22 protein-coding genes are annotated in these 26854 nt (G+C 69.5%); 16 read left to right on the forward strand and 6 right to left on the reverse strand.

From position 1 onward, the window contains the following. Nucleotides 1-440: 440 nt before the first annotated feature. The 5 genes from acnA to FNX44_RS05470 all read left to right on the forward strand — a co-directional run bounded on the left by acnA (nt 441) and on the right by FNX44_RS05470 (nt 6740). Nucleotides 441-3152 carry an aconitate hydratase AcnA gene (acnA, locus tag FNX44_RS05450; protein ID WP_143646812.1) on the forward strand — a complete coding sequence of 904 codons (2712 nt, stop codon included), beginning with the start codon at nt 441-443 and terminating at the stop codon, nt 3150-3152. Nucleotides 3153-3533: 381 nt separating this feature from the next. Then, a complete protein-coding gene (locus FNX44_RS05455; RefSeq protein ID WP_143646813.1) occupies nt 3534-4130 on the forward strand; it encodes an SLATT domain-containing protein in 597 nt (198 codons plus the stop codon). Continuing rightward, a complete protein-coding gene (locus FNX44_RS05460) occupies nt 4127-5446 on the forward strand; it encodes a nucleotide-binding domain-containing protein (protein ID WP_143646814.1) in 1320 nt (439 codons plus the stop codon). Before FNX44_RS05455 ends, FNX44_RS05460 begins: the two co-directional genes overlap by 4 nt. Before the next feature lie 86 nt (nt 5447-5532). Continuing rightward, on the forward strand, nt 5533-5730 hold the full coding sequence (locus FNX44_RS05465) for a hypothetical protein (protein WP_143646815.1): 198 nt from the start codon (nt 5533-5535) through the stop codon (nt 5728-5730). 38 nt (nt 5731-5768) lie between these two features. Next, entirely contained in the window at nt 5769-6740 is a 972-nt protein-coding gene (locus FNX44_RS05470) for a hypothetical protein (RefSeq protein ID WP_143646816.1), read from the forward strand. Nucleotides 6741-6834: 94 nt separating this feature from the next. On the opposite strand, the gene FNX44_RS05475 is transcribed toward FNX44_RS05470, so the two are convergent. Beyond that, nucleotides 6835-7020, reverse strand: a complete 186-nt coding sequence (locus FNX44_RS05475) for a hypothetical protein (protein ID WP_143646817.1) — start codon at nt 7018-7020, stop codon at nt 6835-6837. 83 nt (nt 7021-7103) lie between these two features. On the opposite strand from FNX44_RS05475, the gene FNX44_RS05480 reads away from it, so the two are divergent. Together FNX44_RS05480 and FNX44_RS05485 are read left to right on the forward strand one after the other, a co-directional pair. After that, nucleotides 7104-7568: a prevent-host-death protein gene (locus tag FNX44_RS05480; RefSeq protein WP_143646818.1), complete on the forward strand. Its 465-nt coding sequence runs from the start codon at nt 7104-7106 to the stop codon at nt 7566-7568. Between the two features lie 2 nt (nt 7569-7570). After that, nucleotides 7571-7921 (forward strand): hypothetical protein, encoded by a 351-nt coding sequence (locus FNX44_RS05485; RefSeq protein ID WP_143646819.1) that lies wholly within the window; start codon nt 7571-7573, stop codon nt 7919-7921. Nucleotides 7922-8534: 613 nt separating this feature from the next. On the opposite strand, the gene FNX44_RS05490 is transcribed toward FNX44_RS05485, so the two are convergent. After that, complete coding sequence (locus FNX44_RS05490; protein ID WP_143646820.1) at nt 8535-9017, reverse strand: nitroreductase/quinone reductase family protein; 483 nt, start codon at nt 9015-9017, stop codon at nt 8535-8537. A 291-nt stretch (nt 9018-9308) separates the two neighbouring features. On the opposite strand from FNX44_RS05490, the gene ngcE reads away from it, so the two are divergent. From ngcE to FNX44_RS05535, 9 genes are all read left to right on the forward strand, one after another. After that, the gene (ngcE, locus tag FNX44_RS05495; RefSeq protein ID WP_143646821.1) at nt 9309-10730 is read left to right on the forward strand and encodes an N-acetylglucosamine/diacetylchitobiose ABC transporter substrate-binding protein; all 1422 of its coding nucleotides are present in this window, start codon (nt 9309-9311) and stop codon (nt 10728-10730) included. Between the two features lie 38 nt (nt 10731-10768). Next, nucleotides 10769-11695 carry a carbohydrate ABC transporter permease gene (locus tag FNX44_RS05500; protein ID WP_143646822.1) on the forward strand — a complete coding sequence of 309 codons (927 nt, stop codon included), beginning with the start codon at nt 10769-10771 and terminating at the stop codon, nt 11693-11695. A gap of 13 nt (nt 11696-11708) precedes the next feature. Further along, entirely contained in the window at nt 11709-12644 is a 936-nt protein-coding gene (locus FNX44_RS05505; RefSeq protein WP_143646823.1) for a carbohydrate ABC transporter permease, read from the forward strand. 282 nt (nt 12645-12926) lie between these two features. After that, entirely contained in the window at nt 12927-14123 is a 1197-nt protein-coding gene (locus FNX44_RS05510; RefSeq protein ID WP_143646832.1) for an ROK family transcriptional regulator, read from the forward strand. Nucleotides 14124-14539: 416 nt separating this feature from the next. Then, nucleotides 14540-15643 (forward strand): ABC transporter substrate-binding protein, encoded by a 1104-nt coding sequence (locus tag FNX44_RS05515; protein ID WP_143646824.1) that lies wholly within the window; start codon nt 14540-14542, stop codon nt 15641-15643. Nucleotides 15644-15746: 103 nt separating this feature from the next. Continuing rightward, nucleotides 15747-16526 (forward strand): ATP-binding cassette domain-containing protein, encoded by a 780-nt coding sequence (locus FNX44_RS05520; protein ID WP_143646825.1) that lies wholly within the window; start codon nt 15747-15749, stop codon nt 16524-16526. Continuing rightward, nucleotides 16523-17830, forward strand: a complete 1308-nt coding sequence (locus FNX44_RS05525; protein ID WP_143646826.1) for a sugar ABC transporter permease — start codon at nt 16523-16525, stop codon at nt 17828-17830. The genes FNX44_RS05520 and FNX44_RS05525 overlap by 4 nt, the downstream gene beginning before the upstream one ends. Nucleotides 17831-18122: 292 nt before the next feature. Next, nucleotides 18123-20021, forward strand: coding sequence for a 1-deoxy-D-xylulose-5-phosphate synthase (gene dxs, locus FNX44_RS05530; RefSeq protein ID WP_143646833.1), 1899 nt, complete (start codon nt 18123-18125; stop codon nt 20019-20021). Nucleotides 20022-20180: 159 nt separating this feature from the next. Beyond that, nucleotides 20181-21650 (forward strand): ArnT family glycosyltransferase, encoded by a 1470-nt coding sequence (locus FNX44_RS05535; protein WP_323369068.1) that lies wholly within the window; start codon nt 20181-20183, stop codon nt 21648-21650. Between the two features lie 26 nt (nt 21651-21676). On the opposite strand, the gene FNX44_RS05540 is transcribed toward FNX44_RS05535, so the two are convergent. The 4 genes from FNX44_RS05540 to FNX44_RS05555 all read right to left on the reverse strand — a co-directional run bounded on the left by FNX44_RS05540 (nt 21677) and on the right by FNX44_RS05555 (nt 26523). Beyond that, on the reverse strand, nt 21677-22051 hold the full coding sequence (locus tag FNX44_RS05540; RefSeq protein ID WP_143646828.1) for a PIN domain-containing protein: 375 nt from the start codon (nt 22049-22051) through the stop codon (nt 21677-21679). A gap of 4 nt (nt 22052-22055) precedes the next feature. Next, the gene (galE, locus tag FNX44_RS05545) at nt 22056-23057 is read right to left on the reverse strand and encodes a UDP-glucose 4-epimerase GalE (RefSeq protein ID WP_143646829.1); all 1002 of its coding nucleotides are present in this window, start codon (nt 23055-23057) and stop codon (nt 22056-22058) included. A 125-nt stretch (nt 23058-23182) separates the two neighbouring features. Further along, nucleotides 23183-25306 (reverse strand): 3-hydroxyacyl-CoA dehydrogenase NAD-binding domain-containing protein, encoded by a 2124-nt coding sequence (locus tag FNX44_RS05550; protein WP_143646830.1) that lies wholly within the window; start codon nt 25304-25306, stop codon nt 23183-23185. Further along, nucleotides 25303-26523, reverse strand: coding sequence for a thiolase family protein (locus FNX44_RS05555; RefSeq protein WP_143646831.1), 1221 nt, complete (start codon nt 26521-26523; stop codon nt 25303-25305). The genes FNX44_RS05550 and FNX44_RS05555 overlap by 4 nt, the downstream gene beginning before the upstream one ends. Nucleotides 26524-26854: the final 331 nt, after the last annotated feature.

Here is a 26854-nt window from a genome sequence, read left to right on the forward strand (position 1 = left end):
GGGTGTGGGGCGCGGTGGGCGTCCCGTGTCGACGGTGCTCGCCGCCGATCGACCTCGTCGGGCCATGATCGGTGGCGGGGTTCCCTGGATGGCAGAGCGCGGAAGAGCACGGCGTGGCGCGCGGAGTGCGGCGGGGCGCGCGGAGCCACCCAGGGTGGATGGGGCTGCTCGGCGGGTGTGCCGCGCCGGGGTGCCGCTACCGCTCGTGGTTTTGTGAGACCGCCGGGCCTGCGCTGCCAGCGGACAACCGGGGCGGGGCATGACGGCGCGGCGGCGATGTACTAGAGTTATCTCGACATCGAGATATCTACCTAAGGGCGTACCGACGCCACCCGGAACTAAGGCGAGCCTAACTTAGGCGTACCTCAGCGCACCGGCGAGGTCCTGTGACGGCAGGATCGTGGCAGTACGCGCGAATTCATGCACTGAAGGAGACTGTCGTGTCGGCGAACAGCTTCGACGCCCGCAGCACCCTGCGGGTGGGCGACGAGTCCTACGAGATCTTCCGGCTGGACAAGGTCGAGGGCTCGGCCCGCCTGCCGTACAGCCTCAAGGTCCTGTTGGAGAACCTGCTCCGGACCGAGGACGGCGCGAACATCACCGCCGACCACATCCGGGCGCTCGGCGGCTGGGACTCCTCGGCGCAGCCGAGCCAGGAGATCCAGTTCACGCCGGCCCGCGTGATCATGCAGGACTTCACCGGCGTGCCCTGCGTCGTGGACCTGGCCACCATGCGCGAGGCCGTCAAGGAGCTGGGCGGCGACCCGGCCCGCATCAACCCGCTCGCCCCGGCCGAGCTGGTCATCGACCACTCCGTCATCGCCGACAAGTTCGGCACGCCCGAGTCGTTCGCCCAGAACGTCGAGCTGGAGTACGGCCGCAACCGCGAGCGCTACCAGTTCCTGCGCTGGGGCCAGACCGCGTTCGACGAGTTCAAGGTCGTCCCGCCGGGCACCGGCATCGTCCACCAGGTGAACATCGAGCACCTGGCCCGCACGGTCATGGTCCGAGGCGGCCAGGCCTACCCCGACACCCTCGTCGGCACCGACTCGCACACCACGATGGTCAACGGCCTCGGTGTGCTCGGCTGGGGCGTCGGCGGCATCGAGGCCGAGGCCGCGATGCTCGGCCAGCCGGTCTCCATGCTGATCCCGCGCGTCGTGGGCTTCAAGCTCACCGGCCAGCTCTCCCCGGGCACCACCGCCACGGACCTGGTGCTGACCATCACCGAGATGCTGCGCAAGCACGGTGTCGTCGGCAAGTTCGTCGAGTTCTACGGTGAGGGCGTCGCCCAGACCTCGCTCGCCAACCGCGCCACCATCGGCAACATGTCGCCGGAGTTCGGCTCCACCGCGGCGATCTTCCCGATCGACGACGAGACCATCAACTACCTGCGCCTGACCGGCCGCAGCGACCAGCAGCTCGCCCTGGTCGAGGCGTACGCCAAGGAGCAGGGCCTGTGGCTCGACCCGGCCGCCGAGCCGGACTTCTCCGAGAAGCTGGAGCTCGACCTCTCCACGGTCGTGCCGTCCATCGCCGGCCCGAAGCGCCCGCAGGACCGAATCGTCCTCGCCAACGCCGCCGAGCAGTTCGCGCTCGACGTGCGCAACTACGTCTCCGACGACGAGGAGGCCGGCAAGGAGTCCTTCCCGGCCTCGGACGCCCCGGCGCACTCCGACGGCATCCCCTCGCGCCCGACCCAGGTGGTCGCCCCCGACGGCTCCACCTACGAGATCGACCACGGCGCCGTCACCGTCGCCGCGATCACCTCCTGCACCAACACCTCCAACCCCTACGTCATGGTCGGCGCCGCCCTGGTCGCCAAGAAGGCCGTGGAGAAGGGGCTGACCCGCAAGCCGTGGGTCAAGACCACCCTGGCGCCGGGCTCCAAGGTCGTCATGGACTACTACGACCGTGCCGGCCTCACGCCCTACCTCGACAAGCTGGGCTTCAACCTCGTCGGCTACGGCTGCACCACCTGCATCGGCAACTCCGGCCCGCTGCCGGAGGAGGTCTCCAAGGCCGTCAACGAGCACGACCTGGCCGTGACCTCGGTGCTCTCCGGCAACCGCAACTTCGAGGGCCGGATCAACCCCGACGTCAAGATGAACTACCTGGCCTCGCCGCCGCTGGTCGTCGCCTACGCGATCGCCGGCTCGATGAAGGTGGACATCACCCGTGAGGCGCTGGGCGTCGACACCGAGGGCAACCCGGTCTACCTGAAGGACATCTGGCCCTCCGAGCAGGAGGTGAACGAGGTCGTCGCCGCCGCGATCGGCCAGGACATGTTCAGCTCCTCCTACCAGGACGTCTTCGCCGGCGACGCCCAGTGGCAGGCGCTGCCGATCCCCACCGGCAACACGTTCGAGTGGGACGCCGAGTCCACCTACGTGCGCAAGCCCCCGTACTTCGAGGGCATGACGATGGACCCGTCCCCGGTGGAGGACATCGCCGGCGCCCGGGTGCTCGCCAAGCTCGGCGACTCGGTCACCACCGACCACATCTCGCCGGCCGGCGCGATCAAGGCCGACACCCCGGCCGGTCAGTACCTGACCGAGCACGGCGTCAGCCGCCGTGACTTCAACAGCTACGGCTCCCGCCGCGGCAACCACGAGGTCATGATCCGCGGTACGTTCGCCAACATCCGCCTGCGCAACCAGATCGCGCCGGGCACCGAGGGCGGCTACACCCGCGACTTCACCCAGGACGGCGGCCCGGTGTCGTTCATCTACGACGCCTCCCAGAACTACCAGGCCGCCGGCATCCCGCTGGTCGTCCTGGCCGGCAAGGAGTACGGCTCCGGCTCCTCCCGCGACTGGGCCGCCAAGGGCACCGCGCTGCTCGGCGTCAAGGCCGTCATCGCCGAGTCCTACGAGCGCATCCACCGCTCCAACCTGATCGGCATGGGCGTGCTGCCGCTGCAGTTCCCCGAGGGCGCCTCCGCGGAGAACCTGGGCCTGACCGGCGAGGAGACGTTCGCCATCGCCGGTATCACCGCGCTCAACGAGGGCGGCATCCCGGAGACCGTGAAGGTGAGCACCGACAGCGGCGTCGAGTTCGACGCCAAGGTGCGCATCGACACCCCGGGCGAAGCCGACTACTACCGCAACGGCGGCATCATGCAGTACGTGCTCCGCCAACTTGTCGGTTGATGAGCTGACGTGAACGAGCGCCCTGCCCCTGCATCTCGCGCGCGGGGGCAGGGCGCTCGCGCGCGACGGGGCGGAAGGTGCGCGGCGATCATGAACGCACGCGATCTGTTCCCGGAGCGGAACTGCGCATCCTACGAAGACGAAGAACCCCGCACCTGGTACCAGGTGCGGGGTTCTTCTGTCCTTGCGAGCGTGTGGCGAACGAGCGCCACTGGGCGATGTGCTGCAGCTGTGTGTCGTCGCCGTCGCTCAGCCGTGCGGGGAGGACCGGCTCGAGCGAGGCCTGAACGGGAGGTAGCTCGAGTCGGTCGGAGTGTCAGTGGCAGCCGCCATACTCAGAAGACGTGCACCTCCAGGAGTCCTCGACCGAGTAGGAACGAATTGACACACGAGAGCGAAGCGGTGCCCGACCGCGACCCGTACCTTCTGGCGCAGATGCGAGAGGCGTTCGGGCGCGTGGTCTACAGCCACAAGACCCATGAGAAGCAGGCGGACATCTGCTTCACCAAGCACCGGTGGCAGCAGGGCGTCCTCATTGCCCTCACCGCGATCGGTTCGGGCACCTTCCTTGCCGCGGTGGTCGGCCTGCTCGGCAACGCAGTGCTGACGAGCCTCGCGACCTCTTCTATCGCGCTCCTGGTCAGCTGGATGAGCCTTGGGACGAAGACCTTCAAGTTCGAGGAGGAGTCTGAGGCCCACCGCGCTATCGCCTCTCGGCTGTGGGACGTCCGGGAGTCGTACATCTCCCTCATCGCCGACCTGATGTCCGGCACCGTCTCCAACGCGGAGGGCCGAGAGCGGCGGGACGAGCTGCAGCAGGCCGCGCGCGTCGCCTACGCCGACGCGCCCAGGACGAGCAGCAGGGCGTTCGCGCGTGCCCAGGGCGGGCTGCAGAACAACGAGGAGATGACGTTCACCTCGCGCGAGATCGACCTCTTCCTCCCGAAGGCGCTTCGGCTCGGCGAAGGCGAGGCATGACGATGAAGACCTCAGAGATCTTCGAAACGCTGCTCAAGAACCTGAGGGTCGGAGAGACGGCCACGACGGTCGCCTCGCGGCGGGACGAGATCACGAAGGCGCTCAACAAGGACTTCCGCGACAAGGACGGCTGCACCGAATACAAGCTGATGGTCGGATCGTTCGGCCGGCACACCGCGATCAAGGGCGTGTCCGACCTCGACATGATCTTCATCCTCCCGCCCGGGATCCGGGCGAGCTACGACGGGGACACCGGCCCGCGGAGGGTTCTCGAGAGGGTTCGCGACGACCTCAAGGCGCGGTACAAGAACACGGAGATCCGCGTCGACCAGTGTGTCGTCCGAGTGCGGTTCACGTCCAACGCCTTCAAGTTCGAGGTCCAGCCGGCATTTGAGAACGCCGATGGCAGCTTCGACTACCCGGACACGAAGGCTGAGGGCTGGAAGGTCACCAAGCCGCGCGAGGAGATCGCCGCGACCAAGGAGTGCAACGACCGCACCGCGACGAACATGCGCCACCTCGCCCGGATGGCACGGGCATGGAAGAACGCGAACGGCGTGAACATGGGCGGCCTGCTCATCGACACCCTCGTCTACAACTTCTTCGACCAGACCGACGACTACGACGCAGCGGGCACAGGCTCGTTCGACCTCATGGCCCGCGACTTCTTCGAATTCCTGAAAGATCAGCCAGAGCAGCAGTACTACCTGGCGCTGGGCAGTCGGCAGCGGGTCCACGTCAAGGCGAAGTTCCAGCCGAAGGCGAAGAAGGCGTACAACCGATGCCTTGAGGCGATCGCGGACGAAGGCAAGACGTCCGCCAACAAGAAGTGGCGCGAGGTCTTCGGCACGTCGGTGCCGCTGGCGAAGAGCGCGAGCGAGTCGTCCCGGTCGTTCAGTGACACCGAGGAGTTCATCGAGGACGAGTTCCCGGTCGACGTCTCCGAGACCGTGTCCATCGATTGCGAGGTCACGCAGGCCGGATGGCGTCCGACCTGGCTCCGCGCGATGCGTCGCGGCGGGATCCTGCTCAAGGCCGACAAGAGCTTGAGGTTCGTGGTCACTCACTGCTCGGTCGAGGAGCCCTACACGCTGAAGTGGAAGGTGCTCAATCGTGGCCCGGAAGCCGAGCGGAGGGACAATATCCGCGGCCAGATCGTCGACTCGAGCACGCGAGGAGTCCGCACCGAGCACTCGCACTTCAAGGGCGAGCACGTCGTCGAGTGCTACGTCGTCAAGGATGGGGTCGTCGTCGCTCGGGACCGGATCGATGTGCCGGTCAGCAACACGAGCGTCAAGACGGCGAACGTCTTGTAGGGAACCGATCCTCGGAGCGCGACGAGGCCCCGACGAATCTGCCGGGGTCTCGTCGCATCAGACGCATCCGCCCGTAGGGCCGAAGCATGAGCGGTTCTCTCGCTGCCATGTCCGAGTCCCTGCTCAACGCGGAGATGGCCGCGGGCAAGCGGTACGCTGCCCGCCGCGCTGCTGAGCTGCGTTCCGAGGATCCCAGCAGGTCCGCAGAGCAGATCGTCGACCTGCTCCGCGACGAAGCAGATGCCGCGGAAGCGGAGTTCCGACAGGCTCGAGACCTCGGCTGAGGCTGGCTCTCCGTCGGACGCTTCCGGAGAATGGTTCCATGGAACGGCGGATCGACTTCTCGCGCGACCGGCGCATGCTGTGTGGGGCGTGCGGCCACCAGTGGCGCGTCGATCTGGACTGGATCGACCGGTGGGAGCAGGGGGAGGAGACCTGCCCCGGCTGTGGCATGACCTGCGAGCACGAGGACTCGCCCCGGGTGACGGTCGACCCCGATGACCCGGCGCTCGACGACCGGGTAGCGCGGTTCTTCTGGTACCACACGAGCACGCAGCCGGACTGGCCGACGCGCAACTTCGATCCGGCGGCCGACCTGACTTCCGGGACCCGCATGATGATGGGCGGAGAGCAGCGGGTTGCCGAGTGGATCGCGCGGCAGCGGGCGAAGGCGCTCCACGTCGGCACGTACGAGGCCGCCGTCCACAACATGCTGAGACGGATGCGCGACCAGGCTGACCAGGGCAGCCAGTTCTACCTCTACCGGGTCCGTCTGAAGCCATCCGTCGTGGTGCGGGAGGGGTGGCTCGTCGACCCCAGCAACTTCGTCGGCGACGTTGTGCTCGACGAGGTCTGCCCTCCAGGCGTCGATGTCGCCCGCTACCTGAACTACCACGAGGATCCCGGAGGGCTCTCGCTCGCGCTGGGGAGGGATGCGATCGCCAGCGTTCAGCGGATCGCTGTTCCGCTCCCCGACACCGGGGATGGCGGCTGGGTGCGCGATGCCGTCGTGGCTATCGAGGGCGTGAGTGGCACCGGCGTCCCGGCGACCGGCAAGCTGGCCCGCTTCATACGGCCGTCATCGTCGCGAGCCGTCCTGGGCCGAGAGCTCGGTGCGTCCCTGGCTGGCAGACTACCGGTCAACCTCCAGGACCAATTCGCGTCGGCCGCGGCGTTCGCGGAGGGAGAGGATCCAGAGCAGTGGGCGCGACGGACCAGCGGCCTGTTCGATCTGATTGACGATCCGACTCGCGTGCTGGCTGCGCTCGACCGGCAAGATCCCCGGGAGGTCTGAGAACGGCCTGTCCGCTCCTGAGGGGCTGGAAGCCCGGAGGTCGCCGTCGGTCTTTCAGATTGGCGCCGCCCTGCTTCGGGAGAGCGTGAGCAGCTCAAACGCCGCGGAGCGTCATGCTGACCGCAGAGTCGATGACGGCTTGGGAACGTCGATTCCATCCGATTTCGCTATTCTGGTCGAGTGCCGCCGTGTCGAGACCGTCGAGGCCATCGTAGATATCGCGAATCGCGGCGTGCACCACTTCCAGGAGGCGCAACGTCTGCATCTTGAAGGCATGCACGTCACCCCCCTGGAGACTGATCTGGCGCACGCACTCCGCGGTTTCCACTAGACTTCCGAATACGTTCCGAATACTATGGATCCATGACCATCGCATCAGACCTCCCCGTGGCGACTCGGCGCTCCTCGGACCTGAGCAAGCACTCCGCCGAGGTCTTCGCCGAGGCCGAGAACCACCCCGTGACGGTGACCCGGCGTGACGGCGAGGCTCTGGTCCTGATGTCGCAGCGCGAGGCCGAGGGTCGTGCCCGCTTGCTGAACTTTGCCGCGCAGCTCATCACCGTCACCCTCGACGACCGCGGCTCGCTCGCCGAGCGGATGTCCAAGGCCTTTCCTTGGATGCTCGCGCTGTCGCCGGCCGACCGGGAGTCCTGCGCGCAGGACCTCGTCGATGCGGCGCGCGCGTCGTTCTCCACCGACCAGCCGCACCTCGCGATCGCAGAGCTGACCTCCTGGAAGGAGACGGCCACCGCCGTCGCGGCCGGGCTCGGCAGCGGCAGCGCCGGTCTGGAGTGGCTCGACGACGATGAGACCGTGGAGCGTCCTTAGCCGTGGCGGCCGCCAAGAAGGGCGAGCTGGTTCCTCGCCCTCCGAAGAAGATCGAGTACGAGATCCGCTTCGCCACAGCCGACGCGCAGAAGGGATGGCGCGACCTCGTCGCGACGATCCGCAACCCCATGACGGAGACCTGGGACTTCCTCACGCGGACGCCACTGTCCACGACGCCGACGAACTATCGGCTCAAGGGTGAGCTCGGCGTCATCGAGCGTAGCGGCGCGACCCATGAGCGGTGGCAGCACAAGCCGACCGCGAAGGGCACCGCGCGCATCTGGTTCTACGTCCACGAGCGCACGGTTTTCCTGGAGCAGGTGCACACGAGCCACCCGAACGAGACGAAGTAGGCGCGCTTTGCAGCGTCGTACATCGTCGGTGAGCGCGCATCCGGCGATCACCAGCATCGCCGGTGCCGTCGCGGTCCAGTAGTCCGTCTCGGGCACGATCAGGGAGAACGAGACCAGCGGGCTCACGCTGCAGCATTGGGTGAGCGTGAACGCGAGAGGAGTGTGACCGGGCCCTGTTCCGCCGGTGTCGAGTACCGCTTCTGCGGCCCTCCAGCTGTCCGGTGTGGCGCTCCGCTTCCATGACGTGCACTGGTTCCGAGCGCCTGCCTGGCGCAGGATGGCGACGCGCCGACAGCAACCGCCAACGGAGCACGTCGACTCTCCGTGCCGCGCGTGTCGAGGTGCTGCGTTAGCGGTAGGAAAACTCGGCCAGATGTGCTCTCCACGCCCGGAAATCATGGTCATTGTGGCGATCTGATGCGAGGATCATTGCCAGAACGCCATCGTTCTCGAAATCCTGCAGAACTACCGTGTAACGGGAGCATGTCTCAGTACGTGCTGCGCTCGCTGATCAGCAAGTGACGCCGATCAGCAGCTGAACGGGCGCCCGGCGCCCGGCGCATGAACGAGGGCCGCGTCCGCCACCCCGGCGGGCGCGGCCCTCGCCGTGGTGTCACCGCCCCGCCACGGGCTCCCGTGGCTCCAGCACCACCACCGCGGTCTCGCGCGAGCGCAGCGCCGCGAGGTCGTCCAACCTCGCCTCCGTCTGCCGCCACCGGGCCCACAGTCGCTCCCGCTCCGGCCCGCTCGCCGCGCGGGCGCGCACGAGCCGGGGCCCGCCCTTGAGCTCCACCCGCGCGTCCGGGTGCTCCCGCAGGTTCAGCCACCAGGCCGGCTCGGCGTCGGCCCAACCGTTCATCGCCAGCGCGACGAGGTTCCCGCCGTCCTCCAGGTAGGCGACGATCACGCCGCGCTCCCGGCCGGTGCGCCGCCCGACCGTAGTGAGGCACATCGTGCCCCAGCGCCGGCCCTTCGGCCGCCACAGCCCGACCCGACCACGGGTGAGGCGGTACACCCGGCGATGGGCCGACCAGAAGAGTCGTACGAGACGCCGCCTGGGGAGTCGCGGCGGCCGGCGGTCGTTTCCGTCGGGCATGGGCACCCCACCTTCCGTGTGTCCTCGTTGCGGCCGCGTGACGGCCTTCCGGGGCCACCGTACGGCCAGGTCTCGACTCGGGAAATATCCCGGACTGGCGTGCAATCGATCTTGCCCAGCCGACACCGAGTGGACTATACCTATCGGAACCCGGAGCGCCGCCCCTGATCGAAGCGGCCCCGAGCGCACCACCCAGCTCAAACCGACTGCGGTGTCGGCCCTTTCGCCACAGGCGAGTTGACAGGAAACCCAACACCGCCTGACTCCAGACGAGAAGGCGAGGACTCGCGCATGGGATCCACCGAGGTAGGCCGTCGGGACCTGTTCAAACGAGCGGCCGCACTGGGCTTGTTCGCGGTGCCGGGAGTCGCCGCGCTCTCGGCGTGCGCCTCGGGCGGAGGTGACGGCGGCGACGTCATCAAGCGCGGCCCCACCAGCAAGGAGAACCCCTTCGGCGTGACGAAGGGAAATCCGCTGGACGTCGTCGTCTTCAAGGGCGGCTTCGGCGACGAGTACGCCAAGCAGTGGGAGAGCGCGTTCGCGGAGAAGTACGACGCGAAGATAAGCCACCTCGGCACCCAGGAGATCCGAGGCAAGCTCCAGCCGCGCTTCAACCGGGGTACGCCGCCGGACGTGATCGACAACTCCGGTGCCCAGTCGATCAAGTTGGACGTGCTCCACAAGCAGGACCAGCTCACCGATCTGACCGAACTCCTGGACGCCCCCTCGGTCGACGACCCGAACAAGAAGGTGCGGGACACGCTGATCCCCGGGACCGCCGAGAAGGGCTTCTTCGGCGGCAAGATGCACGCCCTGAACTACGTCTACACCATCTGGGGCCTGTGGTACTCGGGCAAGCTCTTCAAGGACAACGGCTGGACTCCGCCGAAGACCTGGGACGACTTCATCGCCCTGATGACCGAGGCGAAGAAGAAGGGCATCGCCGGCTTCGCACACCAGGGCAAGCACCCGTACTACATGAACGTCGTCATCATGGACCTGATCGCCAAGACCGGCGGCCTGGACGCGATGCGCGCCATCGACAACCTCGACCCGAAGGCGTTCGTCGGCAACGACGCCGCGAAGCGTTCCATCGAGGCCGTGTACGAGATCGTGGACAAGGGCCTGCTCCTGCCCGGCACCAACGGCCTCGACCACGTGGAGTCGCAGACCGCCTGGAACGAGAACAAGGCGCTGTTCGTCCCCAGCGGTTCCTGGCTGGAGAACGAGCAGCTCAAGTCCACTCCCGCCGACTTCGACATGGCGTTCCTCCCGGTGCCGGTGCTCGACGACAGCGCCATGCCGTTCCACGCCCTGCGGGCGGGCGCCGGCGAGCCGTTCATCGTTCCCGCCAAGGCGAAGAACCAGCCGGGCGGACTCGAGTTCCTGCGGCAGATGCTGTCCAAGGAGTGGTCCACCAGCTTCGCCAAGGAGGTCAGTTCGCTCTCGATCGTCGAGGGCGCGGTGGACCCGGGTGTGAAGCTGCGCCCCGGCATCAAGTCGGCGGTCGCCGCGGTGGACGCCTGCCCGGTGGAGGACCGCTTCGACTACCTCTACACCGAGTGGTACAGCGAGATGGACGAGTCGATCCGCGGCGCCACCTCCGAGCTGATGGCAAAGCGGATCAAGCCGGCCGAGTGGCTGAAGAAGGCGCAGGCCGCGGTGGACAAGGCGGCCAAGGACCCGGCCAGCAAGAACAACAAGCGGGACTGAGGAAGCGAGAGGAGACGAGCGGCCGGGAGCTGGATGCGATGCGACAAGGCAAGTACCCCTTCATCCTGGGGTTTCTGGTGGCGCCCGTCGGGCTGTACCTGGTCTTTGTGATCTGGCCGTATCTGCAGACCATCGGGTACTCCTTCACGGACTGGAGCGGCCAGACGCAGACCTTCGACTTCGTGGGTCTTGACAACTACACCCGGCTCTTCGGCGACGAGGTCTTCCACAACGCGCTGCGCAACAACCTCCAGTTCCTGGTGTTCGTCCCCGTCCTCACCATCCTTCTCGCCCTCTTCTTCGCGTTCATGCTGAACGTGGGGGGCCGCGGCGGAGGAGGGGTACAGCCGGTGAGGGGGGCGGGGCTCTACCGCATCGTCTTCTTCTTCCCCCAGGTGCTGTCCATCGCGATCCTCGCCATCCTCTTCCAGGCGGTGTACCGAAGCGACGGTGCGGGGCTGTTGAACGGCATCCTGATCGCTGTCGGGCTCGGCGACCCCGCGTCCCCGGTCGAGTGGCTGAACAGCCCGGATCTGGTGCGCTGGTGTCTGATCATGGTGCTGGTGTGGTCCGGTGTGGGCTTCTACATGGTGCTGTTCTCCGCCGCGATGCAGTCCATCCCCCGCGACGTCTTCGAGGCGGCGCTGCTGGACGGCGCGAGCCGCACCCAGACCTTCTTCCGGGTCACCCTCCCCCTGCTGTGGGACACCGTGCAGACCGCCTGGGTGTTCCTGGCGATCCTGGCCATGGACGCCTTCCTGCTGGTCTCGACGCTCACCCCGGGGCAGTACGGCGGCGGGCCCGACCACAACAGCGAGGTGCTCGCGACCTACCTCATGCGGAACTTCAACGTCTTCGGCCAGGCGGGCTACGCCTGCGCGATCGGCGTGGTGATGCTTGTCCTCACGCTGCTGATCTCCGTCATCACACTGCGGGCGACACGTCGCGACCGCATCGAGTTCTGAGGTGAAGCGCGACATGGCGTTGTCAACGAGGGAGACCGCAGAAGGCGGCCCGGCGCAGCCTGCTCCGCGCCGGTCACCGGACGGCCCGCGCAGGACCCGAGGCGAGCAGCCCGAGGCCCCCGGCCTCAACGTCTTCTCCCACGGCTTCCTGGCCCTGTGGGCGCTCATGATCGTCTTTCCGCTGGTCTGGATCGTCCTGGGGGCGTTCAAGACGGACCGGGAGATCGGTGCGAGCGCCTGGAGCGTCCCGTCGAACTGGGCCCTGGACGCGTTCCAACGCGGCTGGGAGAAGGGCGTCGGCGACTACCTGCTCAACACGGTGATCGTCATGGCGTTCTCCATCCCCCTGACGATGCTCCTCGGCGCGATGGCGGCGTACGTGCTGGCCCGCTACGAGTTCCCGGGCAACCGCTTCGTCTACTACTTCTTCGTCGCGGGCGCGATGTTCCCGGTGTTCCTGGCGCTGGTGCCGCTCTACTTCATGGTCGACCGGCTGGGAATGCTCAACACCTACCAGGGCCTGATCCTGGTCTACATCGCGTACTCGCTGCCGTTCACCGTCTTCTTCCTGCACTCCTTCTTCCGGACGCTTCCCACGGCGGTGCACGAGGCCGCGGTGATCGACGGTGCCTCGCACACCAGGATCTTCTTCCAGATCATGCTGCCGATGGCCAAGCCCGGGTTGCTCAGCGTCGGCATCTTCAACATCCTCGGGCAGTGGAACCAGTACATCCTGCCGCTCACCCTGATGCAGCAGCAGACCGGCACGGACCCCGACCGGTCGGTCCTGGCCCAGGGGCTCGTGAGCATCATGCAGCAGCAGGGCTACGCCGGCGACCTTCCCGCGCTCTACGCGGGAATGACGATCGCGATGCTCCCCGTCCTGGTGGTCTACCTGTCCTTCCAGCGCCAGGTGCAGTCCGGCCTGACGGCGGCCACGTTGAAGTAGCGGTCCGACAGACGAGGTCGGCCGGTGCCGCGGGACGTCCCGCGGCACCGGCCGACCTCGCTTCGTGTTCCCAGCCGCCGGCGGCATCTTGTGCGGGAGAGCCACCCGCATGATCCGTAGTATGGGCGCATCTGAGCATCGAATCGCTCAAGGGGTTGACGGGACGGAGCCCGACACGGTCCCCTTGGGGTTCATATGTTGGACGCATGCCGTGCACCCAGCGTTGTGTCGCGGCCGACGGGCGGACGGCGGGCCGCACGTCTAGGTGGGAGTGGACCAGTGGTGGAGACACCGGGATCGCAGTCGTCGCTGCACAGGGCCAACCTGGAACGGGTGGTCAGGGCGGTGCGCATGGCCGGCTCGCTCACCCAGGCGGAGATCGCGAGGACAACCGGGCTGTCGGCCGCGACGGTGTCGAACATCGTTCGTGAGCTGAAGGAGAGCGGCACGGTCGACGTGACGCCGACGTCGGCCGGCGGGCGTCGGGCCCGCAGCGTGTCGCTGTCCGGGGACGCCGGGATCGTCGTCGGCGTCGACTTCGGCCACTCCCATCTGCGGGTGGCGATCGGCAACCTCGCCCACAAGGTCCTCGCCGAGCAGGCCGAGCCGATCGACGTGGACGCGTCCGCCGCGCAGGGCCTGGACCGTGCCGAGCGGCTGGTGGCACGGCTGCTGGAGTCCGCCGGGATCAGTCGTAACAAGATCATCGGGGTCGGCCTCGGCGTGCCCGGGCCGATCGACGTGGAGACCGGGGTGCTCGGCTCGACGGCCATCCTTCCCGGCTGGACGGGCACCAATCCGCGCGACGAGCTCCAGGCCCGACTGGGCACGCCGGTGCACGTCGACAACGACGCCAACCTCGGCGCGCTCGGCGAACTGGTCTGGGGCGCCGGCCGCGGGGTCACCGACCTCGCGTACATCAAGGTCGCCAGCGGCGTGGGCGCCGGGCTCGTGATGCGCGGACAGGTGTACCGGGGGCCGGGCGGCACGGCCGGCGAGATCGGGCACATCACGCTCGACGAGTCCGGCCCGGTCTGCCGCTGCGGCAACCGGGGCTGCCTGGAGACGTTCACCGCGGCGCGCTACGTGCTGCCGCTGCTGACCCCAGGCTACGGTCCCGACCTGACGATGCCGCAGGTGGTCTCGCTGGCCCGGGAGGGCGATCCGGGCTGCCGCCGGGTGGTGGCGGACATCGGACGGCACATCGGCAGCGGCGTCGCCAACCTCTGCAACCTTCTGAACCCGAGCCGGGTGGTGCTGGGCGGCGACCTCGCGGACGCCGGCGATCTGGTGCTCGACCCGATCCGCGACTCCGTGTCCCGGTACGCCATCCCCAGCGCCGCACGGCAGCTGTCGGTGGTGCCGGGCGCGTTGGGCAGCCGTGCCGAGGTGCTGGGCGCGCTGGCTCTGGTGCTCAACGAGATGGGCGATGCGCCGTTGCTGTCTCCGTTGCCCGAGGCGGTGCCCGCCTCGCTCTGACGGTCGGGGTGGCGCCGCTACCCCTCTCGGGTTCAGGCTGTGAAGTCGAGTGGGGTCGTCGCCTTGCGGCCGCGTTTCACCAAGGGCGGTTTGCGGGCTTGAAGACCTGAAGCCGCCGTCTCCGGTGGGGCCTGCGCGCCCACCGGTCCAGTCCGGGACCGGTGGGGCTTCCCTCGTCTCGCCCACGTCGCACCCGGTCACGCCTGTCCGGGAAGGCCCAGGGCCCCGGTTTCGCCGGGGCCCTTCCCGGCGTTGCGCCGGGTACCCCCGGCTCCGCCACGCTGCGTTCATGTTGCTTACGCATAGCATCGTTGCCTTCTCGTTAAGAATTCACTTCTTGACGGCAACCAGCGGTCGGAGTTGACTTCACGCCACCTCGGTCGCAGAGACGCGGCCTTGTCAGGGAGGTAACAGACATGAACGCGACTGTGCGTCGTACCGCCGTCGTCGTCGCCGCCAGTGCGATGGCCGTCTCGCTCGCCGCCTGCGGCAGCGCCAAGGAAGCCGGCGGAAGCGGCGGTTCGGGCGAGAAGAAGAAGGACGGTCCGCTCTCCATCGGCCTGCTGCTGCCGGAGGACCAGACCGCCCGCTACGAGAACTTCGACCGGCCGCTCATCGAGGCCAAGATCAAGGAACTGTGCTCGGACTGCACGGTGACCTACGTGAACGCCAAGCAGGACGCGTCCGTACAGCAGCAGCAGATGGACTCGATGATCACCAAGAAGGTGGACGTGATCATCCTCGACGCGGTCGACTCCAAGTCCATCGCCGGATCGGTGAAGAAGGCCGACGCTGCCGGCATACCCGTGGTCGCCTACGATCGCCTCGCCGAGGGCCCGATCTCGGCCTACACCTCCTTCGACAACGAGGAGGTCGGCCGCGTCCAGGGCCGCGCGCTGCTGGAGGCGCTGGGCGACAAGGCCGGCAAGGGCCAGATCGTCATGATGAACGGCTCGCCCACCGACCCCAACGCCGCCATGTTCAAGAAGGGTGCGCTGTCGGTTCTCGAAGGCAAGGTCAAGATCGGCAAGTCCTACGACACGACCGAGTGGAAGCCCAGCGAGGCCAACAAGAACATGAACGGCGCCATCGCGGCGCTGGGCAGGGACAACGTCGTCGGCGTCTACTCCGCCAATGACGGCATGGCGGGCGGCATCATCACCGCTCTCAAGGGCGCCGGCTTCAAGGAGCTGCCGCCGGTCACCGGTCAGGACGCGGAACTCGCCGGTGTGCAGCGCATCATCGCCGGTGAGCAGTTCATGAGCGTCTACAAGCCGTACAAGCCGGAGGCCGACGCGGCGGCCGAGATGGCCATCGCCCTCGGGCGCGGCGAGAAGGTGAACGCGGACGACACCATCGACAGCCCCACCACAAAGGGCGTCCCGGCGATCCTCATCCCGCCGGTGTCGCTGACCGTGGACAACGTCGAGGAGACCGTGCTCAAGGACGGCCTCTACAAGCTGAACCAGATCTGCACGCCCAAGTACCGCGCGGCGTGTGAGAAGGCCGGACTGAAGTAACCCGCGGGTCTTCCTCCGATTCTCCGTCCGGCCGGCCCCGGTTCACCCCGCCCACGGGGCCGGCCGGCCGGAAACCCCGCACACCTTCGAGGAGTTGGTCCCCATGTCCGCTACGCCCGTGCTGGCGTTGCGCGGAATCTCCAAGCGGTTCGGCGCCGTGCAGGCGCTCACGGACGTCGATCTCGAGGTCCGGTCCGGTGAGGTCGTCGCACTGGTCGGCGACAACGGCGCCGGGAAGTCCACCCTGGTGAAGGCGATCGCCGGAGTCGGCCCGGCAGACGAAGGCGAGTTCCTCTGGGAAGGACAGCCCGCCCGAGTCGAACGCCCGCATGACGCCCAGGAGTTGGGCATCGCCACCGTTTACCAGGACCTCGCGCTCTGCGACAACCTGGACGTCGTCGGCAACCTCTTCCTCGGCCGGGAGATCAGCCGCGTCGGCGTCCTGGACGAGGTCGAGATGGAGCGCCGCAGCCGTGAACTGCTCCATACGCTCTCCATCCGCATCCCGAGCGTCCGCATCCCCGTCGCCTCGCTCTCCGGCGGTCAGCGGCAGACCGTCGCCATCGCCCGCTCGATGCTGGGCGACCCCAAGCTGGTCATCCTCGACGAGCCCACCGCCGCGCTCGGCGTCGAGCAGACCGCCCAGGTGCTCGACCTCGTCGAACGCCTGCGGGAACGCGGCCTCGCGGTCATCCTCATCAGCCACAACATGGCCGACGTCAAAGCCGTCGCCGACCGGGTGGCCGTGTTGCGGCTGGGACGCAACAACGGCGTCTTCGACGTGGCCGACACCTCCCAGGAAGAGATCATCTCGGCCATCACCGGCGCCACGGACAACGCCGTGACCCGCCGCACGGCTCGCAAGGCGGAGGGCAGCAAGTGAGCACCGAACTCTCCAAGTCGCCCGACGGCGGCGACTCCACCCCCACGCCCGAGGCGGCCACGTCCGCTCCGGCGGCCGGCGCGATCACCGCCGTCGACCCCCGGCTGCTGGTACGCGAACAGGGCTTCAAGGGCTACGTGACCGACTTCGTCCGCCGCATGCGCAGCGGTGAGCTGGGCTCGGTGCCGGTGGTGGTCGGTCTGATCGTCATCTGGGCGATCTTCCAGTCGCTCGACGGCGCCTTCCTGTCCGCCCAGAACCTCAGCAACCTCTCCGTCTACATCGTCGGCACCGGACTGATCTCGGTCGGCATCGTCTTCGTCCTGCTGCTCGGCGAGATCGACCTGTCCGTCGGCTCGGTCAGCGGACTGGCCGGCGCGGTGTTCGCGGTCCTCGCGGTGAACAACGGAATGGCCGAATGGCTGGCACTGCTGCTCGCACTCGCGACGGGTGCGGCGGCCGGTGCGGTGCACGGCTTCTTCTTCGCCAGGATCGGCGTGCCGGCGTTTGTGGTCACGCTGGCGGGTCTGCTGGCGTGGAACGGGTTGATGCTCCAGGTCCTCGACCGCACGGGCACCATCAACCTCGACGACGAGGGCCTGGTCGCCACGCTGACCAGCCACTACTTCTCCGACGTGTCGGCAGCCTACGGGCTGGCCGCGGTCGCGGTGCTGATCTTCGGCGGCGCCCAGCTGCTCGACGCCCGGCGCCGCCAGGCGGCCGGGGTCCCGTTCCGGCCGCTGGTCGAGATCGCACTGCGCACGGGCGTGCTCGCGCTCTTCGCCTTCGCGGCCGCGCACACTCTCAACCAGTACCGGGGGCTGCCGCTGGCGCTGCTGGTGTTCCTCGTCGTGCTCGTCCTCTTCGACCTGCTGCTGCGGCGGACCGGCTACGGGCGCAAGGTGTTCGCACTCGGCGGAAGCACGGAGGCCGCGCGCCGCGCGGGCATCAACGTGGCCGCCATCCGGATATCCGTGTTCAGCCTCGCCGGCACGATGGCCGCGTTCGGCGGTCTGATGATCGCCTCCCGCATCAGTGCCGCCAACCAGGGCGCCGGCTCGGGCAACCTGCTGATGGAGGCCATCGCGGCGGCCGTCATCGGCGGCACGAGCCTGTTCGGCGGGCGCGGCAACGTCTGGTCGGCGCTGCTGGGCATGCTGGTCATCGGCTCGATCGCCAACGGGCTGGCGCTGCTGGGCAGCCCCGCCCATCTGCAGTACATGATCACTGGTGGCGTGCTGCTGGCGGCTGTGGTGATCGACTCGGTGTCGCGCCGCACGCAGAAGTCCGCGGGCCGCACCTGAGTGTTTCCCGGGGGCCGAAACCCCCGGACCTCCGGTCCTCAGACGCCGGACGGGCTGAGTTGTCAGCCCGTCCGGCGTCTGACGATTCGGCGCGCGCCGGCGTGCGCGCCCCCGCGGGTGCGGGGTATCCCGCCCGCGAGGCCGCACCGGGCCGGTGCGAACATTAGACTCGGCGGATCGGTTGTTTCCGTGTCGGCGTTGTTGTCAGCGTTATCAGCTAGGAGGCTCAGTGCCAAAGGTGCCGCGCGATGCGCGTCGACCCGACACCACGGCCACGGGTGGGGGGGAGACTCTGCTTGACCAGATCAGGGGCCCACGTGATCTCGACCGGCTCGGCCCCGAGCAACTCGACCGGCTCGCCGGGGAGATCCGCGCCTTCCTCGTCGACGCCGTGTCCCGGACGGGCGGCCACCTCGGCCCCAACCTGGGCGTCGTCGAACTGACCATCGCCCTCCACCGGGTCTTCGACTCGCCGAAGGACAAGGTCCTCTTCGACACCGGTCACCAGTCCTACGTGCACAAGCTGCTCACCGGGCGGCAGGACTTCAGTGGGCTGCGCGCCAAGGGGGGCCTCTCCGGCTACCCCTCCAGGGCCGAGTCCGAGCACGACGTCATCGAGAACAGCCACGCCTCCACGGTGCTCGGCTGGGCCGACGGCATCGCCAAGGCCAACGAGCTGCGCGGCCGTGACGACCACGTCGTGGCGGTCATCGGCGACGGCGCGCTGACCGGCGGCATGGCCTGGGAGGCGCTGAACAACATCGCCGCGGCCAAGGACCGCCCGCTGGTCATCGTCGTCAACGACAACGAGCGCTCCTACGCGCCCACCATCGGCGGCCTCGCCAACCACCTGGCCACCCTGCGCACCACCGACGGCTACGAGCGCTTCCTCGCCCGCGGCAAGGAGATGCTCAATCGCACCCCGGTCGTCGGCAAGCCGCTGTACGAGACGCTGCACGGCGCCAAGAAGGGTCTGAAGGACCTCGTCGCCCCGCAGGGCCTGTTCGAGGACCTGGGCCTGAAGTACGTCGGCCCGATCGACGGACACGACCTCGCGGCCGTGGAGTCCGCGCTCCAGCGCGCGAAGCGGTTCGGCGGACCGGTGATCGTGCACTGCCTGACCGAGAAGGGGCGCGGCTACCAGCCGGCCCGTCAGGACGAGGCCGACCAGTTCCACGCCGTCGGCGTCATCCACCCCGACACCGGGCTGCCGGTCGCCTCCTCCGGCGCCGACTGGACGTCGGTCTTCGCCGACGAGATGCTCCAGCTCGGTCGGGAGCGCGACGACGTGGTGGCGATCACCGCCGCCATGATGCGGCCGGTGGGTCTGCACCGGTTCGCCGAGGAGTTCCCCGAACGGGTCTACGACGTGGGCATCGCCGAGCAGCACGGCGCGGTCTCCGCCGCAGGGCTCGCCACCGCCGGGCTGCACCCGGTGTTCGCCGTCTACGCCACGTTCCTCAACCGCGCCTTCGACCAGGTGTTGATGGACTGCGCCCTGCACCGCTGCGGCGTGACGTTCGTCCTGGACCGGGCGGGTGTCACCGGCACCGACGGCGCGTCCCACAACGGTATGTGGGACATGTCGATCCTCCAGGTCGTGCCCGAGCTGCGGCTCGCCGCGCCGCGCGACGCCGACCAGCTGCGCCTCCAACTGCGCGAGGCGGTCACCGTCGACGACGCGCCGACCGTGGTGCGCTTCTCCAAGGGGTCGGTCGGACCGGCGGTGCCCGCCGTGGGCACGGTCGGCGGCATGGACGTGCTGCGGGAGGCCGGGACGGACGATCCGGACGTACTGGTCGTCTCGGTGGGCGCGCTCGCCCCGATGTGCCTGGAGGTCGCCGACCTGCTCGCCAAGCAGGGCATTTCCGCGACCGTCGTCGACCCGCGCTGGGTGAAGCCGGTCGACGAGGCGCTGCCCGGGCTGGCCGCCCGCCACCGGGTGGTCGTCACCGTCGAGGACAACAGCCGCGCCGGTGGTGTCGGCAGCGCTGTCGCGCAGGCGCTGCGGGACAACGACGTGGACCTCCCGCTGCGGGACTTCGGCATCCCGCCGCGCTTCCTCGACCACGCCTCCCGCAAGGAGGTGCTTGCCGAGATCGGCCTGACCGCACCGGACATCGCACGTCAGGTCACCGGTCTGGTCGCCCGGCTCGACGGCCGCTACGAGGAGGCCGAGCTCGGCAGCTGACGCCGAAGCCGTGCTCCCTCCCCTCACCGGGCGGGAGCGGCGGACGCTCCCGTATAGGTTGGGACCATGCCGACCGCAGAGCCCCCCAGCGGGGTCACCGCGCCCACCGCCCCGACGCCGCCGGCGTCGGGGCGGTTCGGTGCCGCCCCCCTCACCCGTGTGGCATGGTCAGCGCGACGTCTTGCCCGGCGCGGGCCGGGCCGCTACTGGCTGTGGCTGACGCCGCTCGTCCTCGCGCTGACCACGCTGACCCGGCTGCCGTCCTTCGGTCAGCCCGTGTGGAACCCGGACGAGGGCTTCCTTGCCACCCAGGCCAGAATGCTGGCCGCCGGCGGCGTGATGTACGACACGGTCGTCGACCGCAAGCCCCCGCTCGTACCGCTGCTGTACCAGGGCGCGTTCGCGCTCTTCGGGGACGGCTCGCTGTGGCCGCTGCGGCTGCTCGCGCTGGTCTCGGTGGCCGTCACGGCGCTGCTGCTGGCGTCGATCGCCCGCCGCCGCTGGGGGAGCCGGGCCGGGGCGACGGCCGCCGCGCTGTGCGTTCTGGCGTCCGTCGGGCTGAACCCGGAGGACGCGCAGGCGGCGAACTTCGAGGTGTTCATGCTGCCGTTCACCGCCGCCGCCATGTGGTGCGCCGACCGGCGGCGGTGGGCCGCGGCGGGGGCGATGGTGGCTGCCGCGTTCCTGGTCAAGCAGACCGGGGGAGCGGTACTGCTGCCGGTGCTGGTCCTGCTGTGGCGCGGTGTACCGAGCGGCGGGGGTCGCCGACTGGGCGCCTTGTCGCGCACCCTGGTCGGCTTCGCCGCGCCGCTGGTGGCCGTCGGACTGCTCTTCGGGATCGGGCGCTGCCTGTTCTGGATGGTCACCGGCTCCACCTCCTACGCGGCCTTCGCCGGCTCCGAACTGCACATACTCGGACGGGCGTTGGCCAACACCACGCTCTTCGCCGCCGGCTGCGTCGGACTGCTCGTGCCGATCCTCGTGGTGCTGCGCCGCCGCGTCGACCGCCGCGGGGTGCTCACCGTCGACCTGTGGGTGTGGCTGTCCGCCTCCGCCCTCGGCGTGGTGACCGGCTTCCACTTCTTCGGCCACTACTACCTGCAGCTGCTGCCGCCCCTGGCGCTGCTCGCCGCCGGCGCGCTGCAACTGCTGAGCGCCGAGTGGCTGCGGTTCGCGGTGGTCTGCTCGGTGGTGGTGTGCACGGCCTTCACCGCCTGGGCCGCGCACACCGCACGCCCCGACCTCGACCACTCGCGGCGCGTCGCCCAGGCCGTGCGGGAGCGGACCACGCCCGACGAGAAGGTCCTCCTGTGGGGCATGAACCCCGAGCAGTACTGGCTCGCCGACCGCATGCCTGCCTCCCGCTACCTGACGGCCGGGCTGCTCACGAACTACAGCGGCGGCCGGGACGGCCCCATGGTGGGGGAGCGGTACGGCATGCCCGGTTCCTGGCCCACGTTGCTGGAGGAGCTGGCGGCCGAGCGGCCCCGGGTCATCGTGGACGACTCCCGGGGCAAGCCGTACCGGCCCGGGCGGATGCCACGGCTGAAGCGCCTGCTCACATCCGAGTACCAGCGGGTCGCGGTGGTCGACGGCGCCGTCGTGTGGGTCCACACGGGCCGGCGCTGAGGGGCGGGCTGCTCGGCGCGCCGGCCTCACCGTACGGCGCGCGGGCCCGTGACGTCGGCGCCCAGCTCGCTCACCCGGCGTCGCAGCTCCCGGTCGGCGGTGACGACCAGCACCGGCCGGTGCGGCGCTGCCTCGCCGACCAGCCGCACGATCAGGTCGTCACCGCTGCCCTCGGCCGCCTCGGTGCGCACCGGGGGCGCCGAGGCGACCCCGCGGGCCGCTCCCTCGACGACCAGGACGACTTCAAGGGGCCCCGGCCGGTCCGGCAGGCCGGAGGCGGCCAGCGGCGCCAGCCGGTCCCGCAGCCGCTCGGTGGCCCCGTGCCGGTCGCGCCACCAGCCGTCGGGCACGGAGCCGACGACGTTGGCGGCGTCGACGATCAGCAGGTCCGGTCGATCCACCGGCTCAGCCCCGCTCGGCGACCGCCTCGGGGTGCCGCCGGCACCAGCCGGCCCATGCGGAGGTGATCATCGCCCGTACGTCGTGGCGGGCCTGCCAGCCCAGTTCCTTGCTGACGAGGTCGGCGGAGGCCACCACCCTGGCCGGGTCGCCCGGGCGGCGCGCGGTGACCGTCGGGGCGAGGGCGTGATGGCCGGTGATCTCGCCGATGAGCTCGACCATCTCCCGCACCGAGACGCCCTCGCCGCGGCCGATGTTCAGGGTCAGGTCCGGGTTCTCGCCGGTCTCCGACGCCTCGGTGAGCCGCCGGGCGGCGGCGAGGTGGGCGTCGGCCAGGTCCTCCACGTGGATGTAGTCGCGCACGCAGGTGCCGTCGGGCGTGGCGTAGTCGTCGCCGAAGATCAGCGGCGCCCGGCGCTCGGTCAGCTTCTCGAACACCATCGGGACGAGGTTGAAGACGCCGGTGTCGGCCAGCTCCGGCTCGGCGGTGCCGGCGACGTTGAAGTAGCGCAGGCAGGACGTGGCGACGCCGTGCGCCCGTCCGACGGCGCGGACCAGCCACTCACCGGCCAGCTTGGTCTCGCCGTAGGGGCTCATCGGGAGGCAGGGCGTCTCCTCGGTGACCAGCTCCACGTCCGGCATGCCGTAGACGGCGGCGGAGGAGGAGAAGACGAACTGCCGCACCCCGCCGTCGACGACGGCCTCCAGCAGTACCCGCAGCCCCTCGACGTTCTCCCGGTAGTAGTGCAGCGGCTGCTCGACGGACTCGCCGACCTGCTTCTTGGCCGCCAGGTGTACCACGCCGGTGACGCCGTGCTCGCGGATCAGCCGGTCGAGCAGCGGGCGGTCCAGGGTCGAGCCGTGGACGAAAGGCACCTCGGCCGGCACCCGGTCCCGCTCGCCGGTGGACAGGTCGTCCAGCACCACGGCCCGCTCGCCCGCCTGCGTCATCGCACGTACGACGTGGGCGCCGATGTAGCCGGCGCCGCCGGTGATGAGATACGTCATCCGCGCATTGTAGGTTCCGGACGGCGTCCGGCGTGGGAACCCGGCCGGGTCGGCGGGGAACGCGGAAGGCTCCCGTCCGCGTGGTGCGGACGGGAGCCCTCGTCTCCGGTGTGCTCAGCGGTGGGTCACTCCGGGATGCTGGCGACGCCCGGGGCGAGGAACTTCCGCCCGCGGACCCGCTCGCTCACGCCCGCCCGGTCCAGGTACGGGGTGATGCCGCCCAGGTGGAACGGCCAGCCCGCGCCGGTGATCAGGCAGAGGTCGATGTCCTGCGCCTCGGCGACGACGCCCTCGTCGAGCATCAGGCCGATCTCCTCGGCGATCGCGTCCAGCGCGCGGTCGCGGACCTGCTCCTCGGTCAGCGCGGTGTCGCCGACCTGGAAGAGCGCGGCGACCTCCGGGTCCAGCTCCGGCTTGCCGGAGTCGTACGCGTAGAGGTTGCGCTTGCCCGCCTCGACGACGCGGCCGAGGTTCTCCGAGACCGCGAAGCGGTCGGGGAAGGCGGCGTGCAGCGTGCCCGCGACGTGGTGCGCGACCGCCGGGCCGACCAGGTCGAGCAGCACGACCGGCGACATCGGCAGGCCGAGCGGCGCCAGGGCGCGGTCGGCGACCTCCACCGGGGTGCCCTCGTCGATGGCGCCCAGCACCGAGCCCATGAAGCGGGTCAGGATGCGGTTGACGACAAACGCCGGGGCGTCCTTGACCAGGACGGCCGTCTTCTTCAGCTTCTTGGCGACGGCGAACGCGGTCGCCAGCGAGGCGTCGTCGGTCTGCTCGGCCCGGACGATCTCCAGCAGCGGCAGGATCGCGACCGGGTTGAAGAAGTGGAAGCCCACGACCCGCTCGGGGTGCTTGAGCTGGGAGGCCATCTCGGAGACCGACAGCGAGGAGGTGTTGGTGGCGAGGATGGCGTGCTCCGGCACGACCGCCTCGACCTCGGCGAACACCTTCTGCTTGACGCCCATCTCCTCGAAGACGGCCTCGATGACGAAGTCCGCGTCGCCGAAGGCGGCGGCCTTGTCGAGGGATCCGGTGACCAGGGCCTTGAGGCGGTTCGCCTTGTCCTGGTTGACGCGGCCCTTGAGGAGCAGCTTGTCGATCTCCTCGTGGACGTAGCCCACGCCCTTGTCGACGCGCTCCTGGTCGATGTCGGTCAGCACGACCGGCACCTCCAGGCGGCGGGCGAACAGCAGCGCCAGCTGCGAGGCCATCAGACCGGCGCCGACGACGCCGACCTTGGAGACCGGGCGGGCCAGGTTCTTGTCCGGGGCGCCCGCGGGCCGCTTGGCGCGCTTCTGCACCAGGTTGAACGCGTAGATGCCGCTGCGGAGTTCGCCGCCCATGATGAGGTCGGCGAGCGCCTCGTCCTCGGCGTCGAAACCGGCGCGCAGGTCGCCGTTCTTCGCCGCTGCGATGATGTCCAGCGCGCGGTAGGCGGCCGGGGCGGCGCCGTGCACCTTGCCGTCGGCGATGGCCCGGCCCTGCGCGACGGCGTTGTCCCACGCCTCGCCGCGGTCGATCTCCGGGCGGGAGACCTCGGTCTCGCCCTTGAGGACGGAGGCCGTCCACAGAAGCGACTGCTCCAGGAAGTCGGCGCCCTCGAACAGAGCGTCGGCGATGCCCAGTTCGTGCACCTGGGCGCCCTTGAGCTGCCGGTTCTGGTTGAGCGAGTTCTCGATGATGACCTTGACGGCACGCTCGGGGCCGATCAGATTCGGCAGCAGCGCGCAGCCGCCCCAGCCCGGTACCAGACCGAGGAAGACCTCGGGCAGCGAGAACGCCGGCACGGACTTGGAGACCGTGCGGTAGGTGCAGTGCAGGCCGACCTCGACCCCGCCGCCCATCGCCGCGCCGTTGTAGTAGGCGAAGGTCGGCACGGCCAGCGAGGACAGCCGCTTGAAGACGTCGTGGCCGCCCTTGCCGATGGCCAGCGCGTCCTCGCGGCGCTTGAGCAGCTCGACACCCTTGAGGTCGGCGCCCACGGCGAAGATGAACGGCTTGCCGGTCAGGCCGACGCCGACGATCTCGCCGTCCGCCGCCTCCTTCTCCACCTGGTCGATGGCGGCGTTCAGGTTCGCCAGCGACTGCGGGCCGAAGGTGGTCGGCTTGGTGTGGTCGAAGCCGTTGTCCAGCGTGATGAGCGCGAACCGGCCGGCGCCGGGCAGCTCCAGGTGGCGTACGTGCGCCTGGGTCACGACCTCGTCGGGGAAGAGTTCGGCGGCGCCCTTGAGAAGCTCTGTGGTGGTCACTTGCCTGCCCCTTCGAAGTGCGGGTTCTCCCAGATCACGGTGCCGCCCATGCCGAAGCCGACGCACATGGTGGTCAGGCCGTAGCGGACGTGCGGCTGCTCCTCGAACTGGCGGGCCAGCTGCGTCATGAGCCGGACGCCGGAGGAGGCCAGCGGGTGGCCGAAGGCGATGGCGCCGCCGTACTGGTTGACGCGCGGGTCGTCGTCGGCGATGCCGTAGTGGTCGAGCAGGGACAGCACCTGGACGGCGAAGGCCTCGTTGATCTCGAACAGGCCGATGTCGTCGATGGACAGACCGGCCTTGGCCAGCGCCTTCTCGGTGGCCGGCACCGGACCGACGCCCATGACCTCCGGCTCGACGCCGGCGAAGGCGTAGGAGACCAGGCGCATCCTCACCGGGAGGCCCAGCTCCTGGGCGACGTCCTCGGCGGCCAGCAGGGAGGCGGTGGCGCCGTCGTTGAGACCGGCGGCGTTACCGGCGGTGACCCGGCCGTGGGCGCGGAAGGGGGTCTTCAGCCCGGCCAGGTTCTCCAGGGTGGTGCCCGGACGCATCGGCTCGTCGGCGACGGACAGGCCCCAACCGGTCTCCCCGACCTCGGGGTTGGTGCGGCGCACCGAGATCGGCACCAGGTCCTGCTGGATCTTGCCGTTCGCGTACGCCTTGGCGGCCTTCTCCTGGCTGCGCACCGCGTAGGCGTCCGCCCGCTCCTTGGTCAGGTGCGGGAAGCGGTCGTGCAGGTTCTCCGCCGTCATGCCCATGAACATGGCCGACTCGTCGACCAGCTTCTCGGAGACGAAGCGCGGGTTGGGGTCGACGCCCTCACCCATCGGGTGGCGGCCCATGTGCTCCACGCCGCCGGCCACGACCACGTCGTAGGCGCCGAAGGCGATCGAGCCGGAAGTGGTGGTGACGGCGGTCATCGCGCCGGCGCACATCCGGTCGATGGAGTAGCCGGGGACGGTCTTGGGCAGACCCGCCAGCAGCCCCGCGGTGCGTCCCAGGGTCAGACCCTGGTCACCGATCTGGGTGGTCGCGGCGATGGCGACCTCGTCGATGCGCTCGGGCGGCAGGTCGGGGTTGCGACGCAGCAGCTCGCGGATGCACTTGACGACCAGATCGTCGGCGCGGGTCTCGTGGTAGATGCCCTTGGGGCCCGCCTTGCCGAACGGTGTGCGGACGCCGTCGACGAAGACGACGTCCCTTGCGGTACGAGGCACGTTGGCTCTCCTCCTGCGGGGTGCGGCCGGGATGTCCGGGGAATGCCCGGGAGACGCCGCCGGCGAGCGGCGAGCTTCCCGGTCCCATGCTACTTGCCGGTAACCATGAGGCAAGGGCGCACCCACCGCGAGCCGTGCGGTCCGTGTCACACCGGCCCGCCGGCCGGTGGGCCCTTTCCCCGATCCCGCCCCTTCCCGTTTCCCGGGGCGCTGCCCCGGACCCCGTGATCGCGGCCTGGCGTCCGGCCCGTCCTCAAACGCCGGACGGGCTGAATTCAGCCCGTCCCGCAGTCGAGGACCGGGAGTCCGGGGGCTGGCCCCCGGGAAACGG

The sequence above is a fragment of the Streptomyces alkaliterrae genome (assembly GCF_007097205.2).
Classification (GTDB): domain Bacteria; phylum Actinomycetota; class Actinomycetes; order Streptomycetales; family Streptomycetaceae; genus Streptomyces; species Streptomyces alkaliterrae.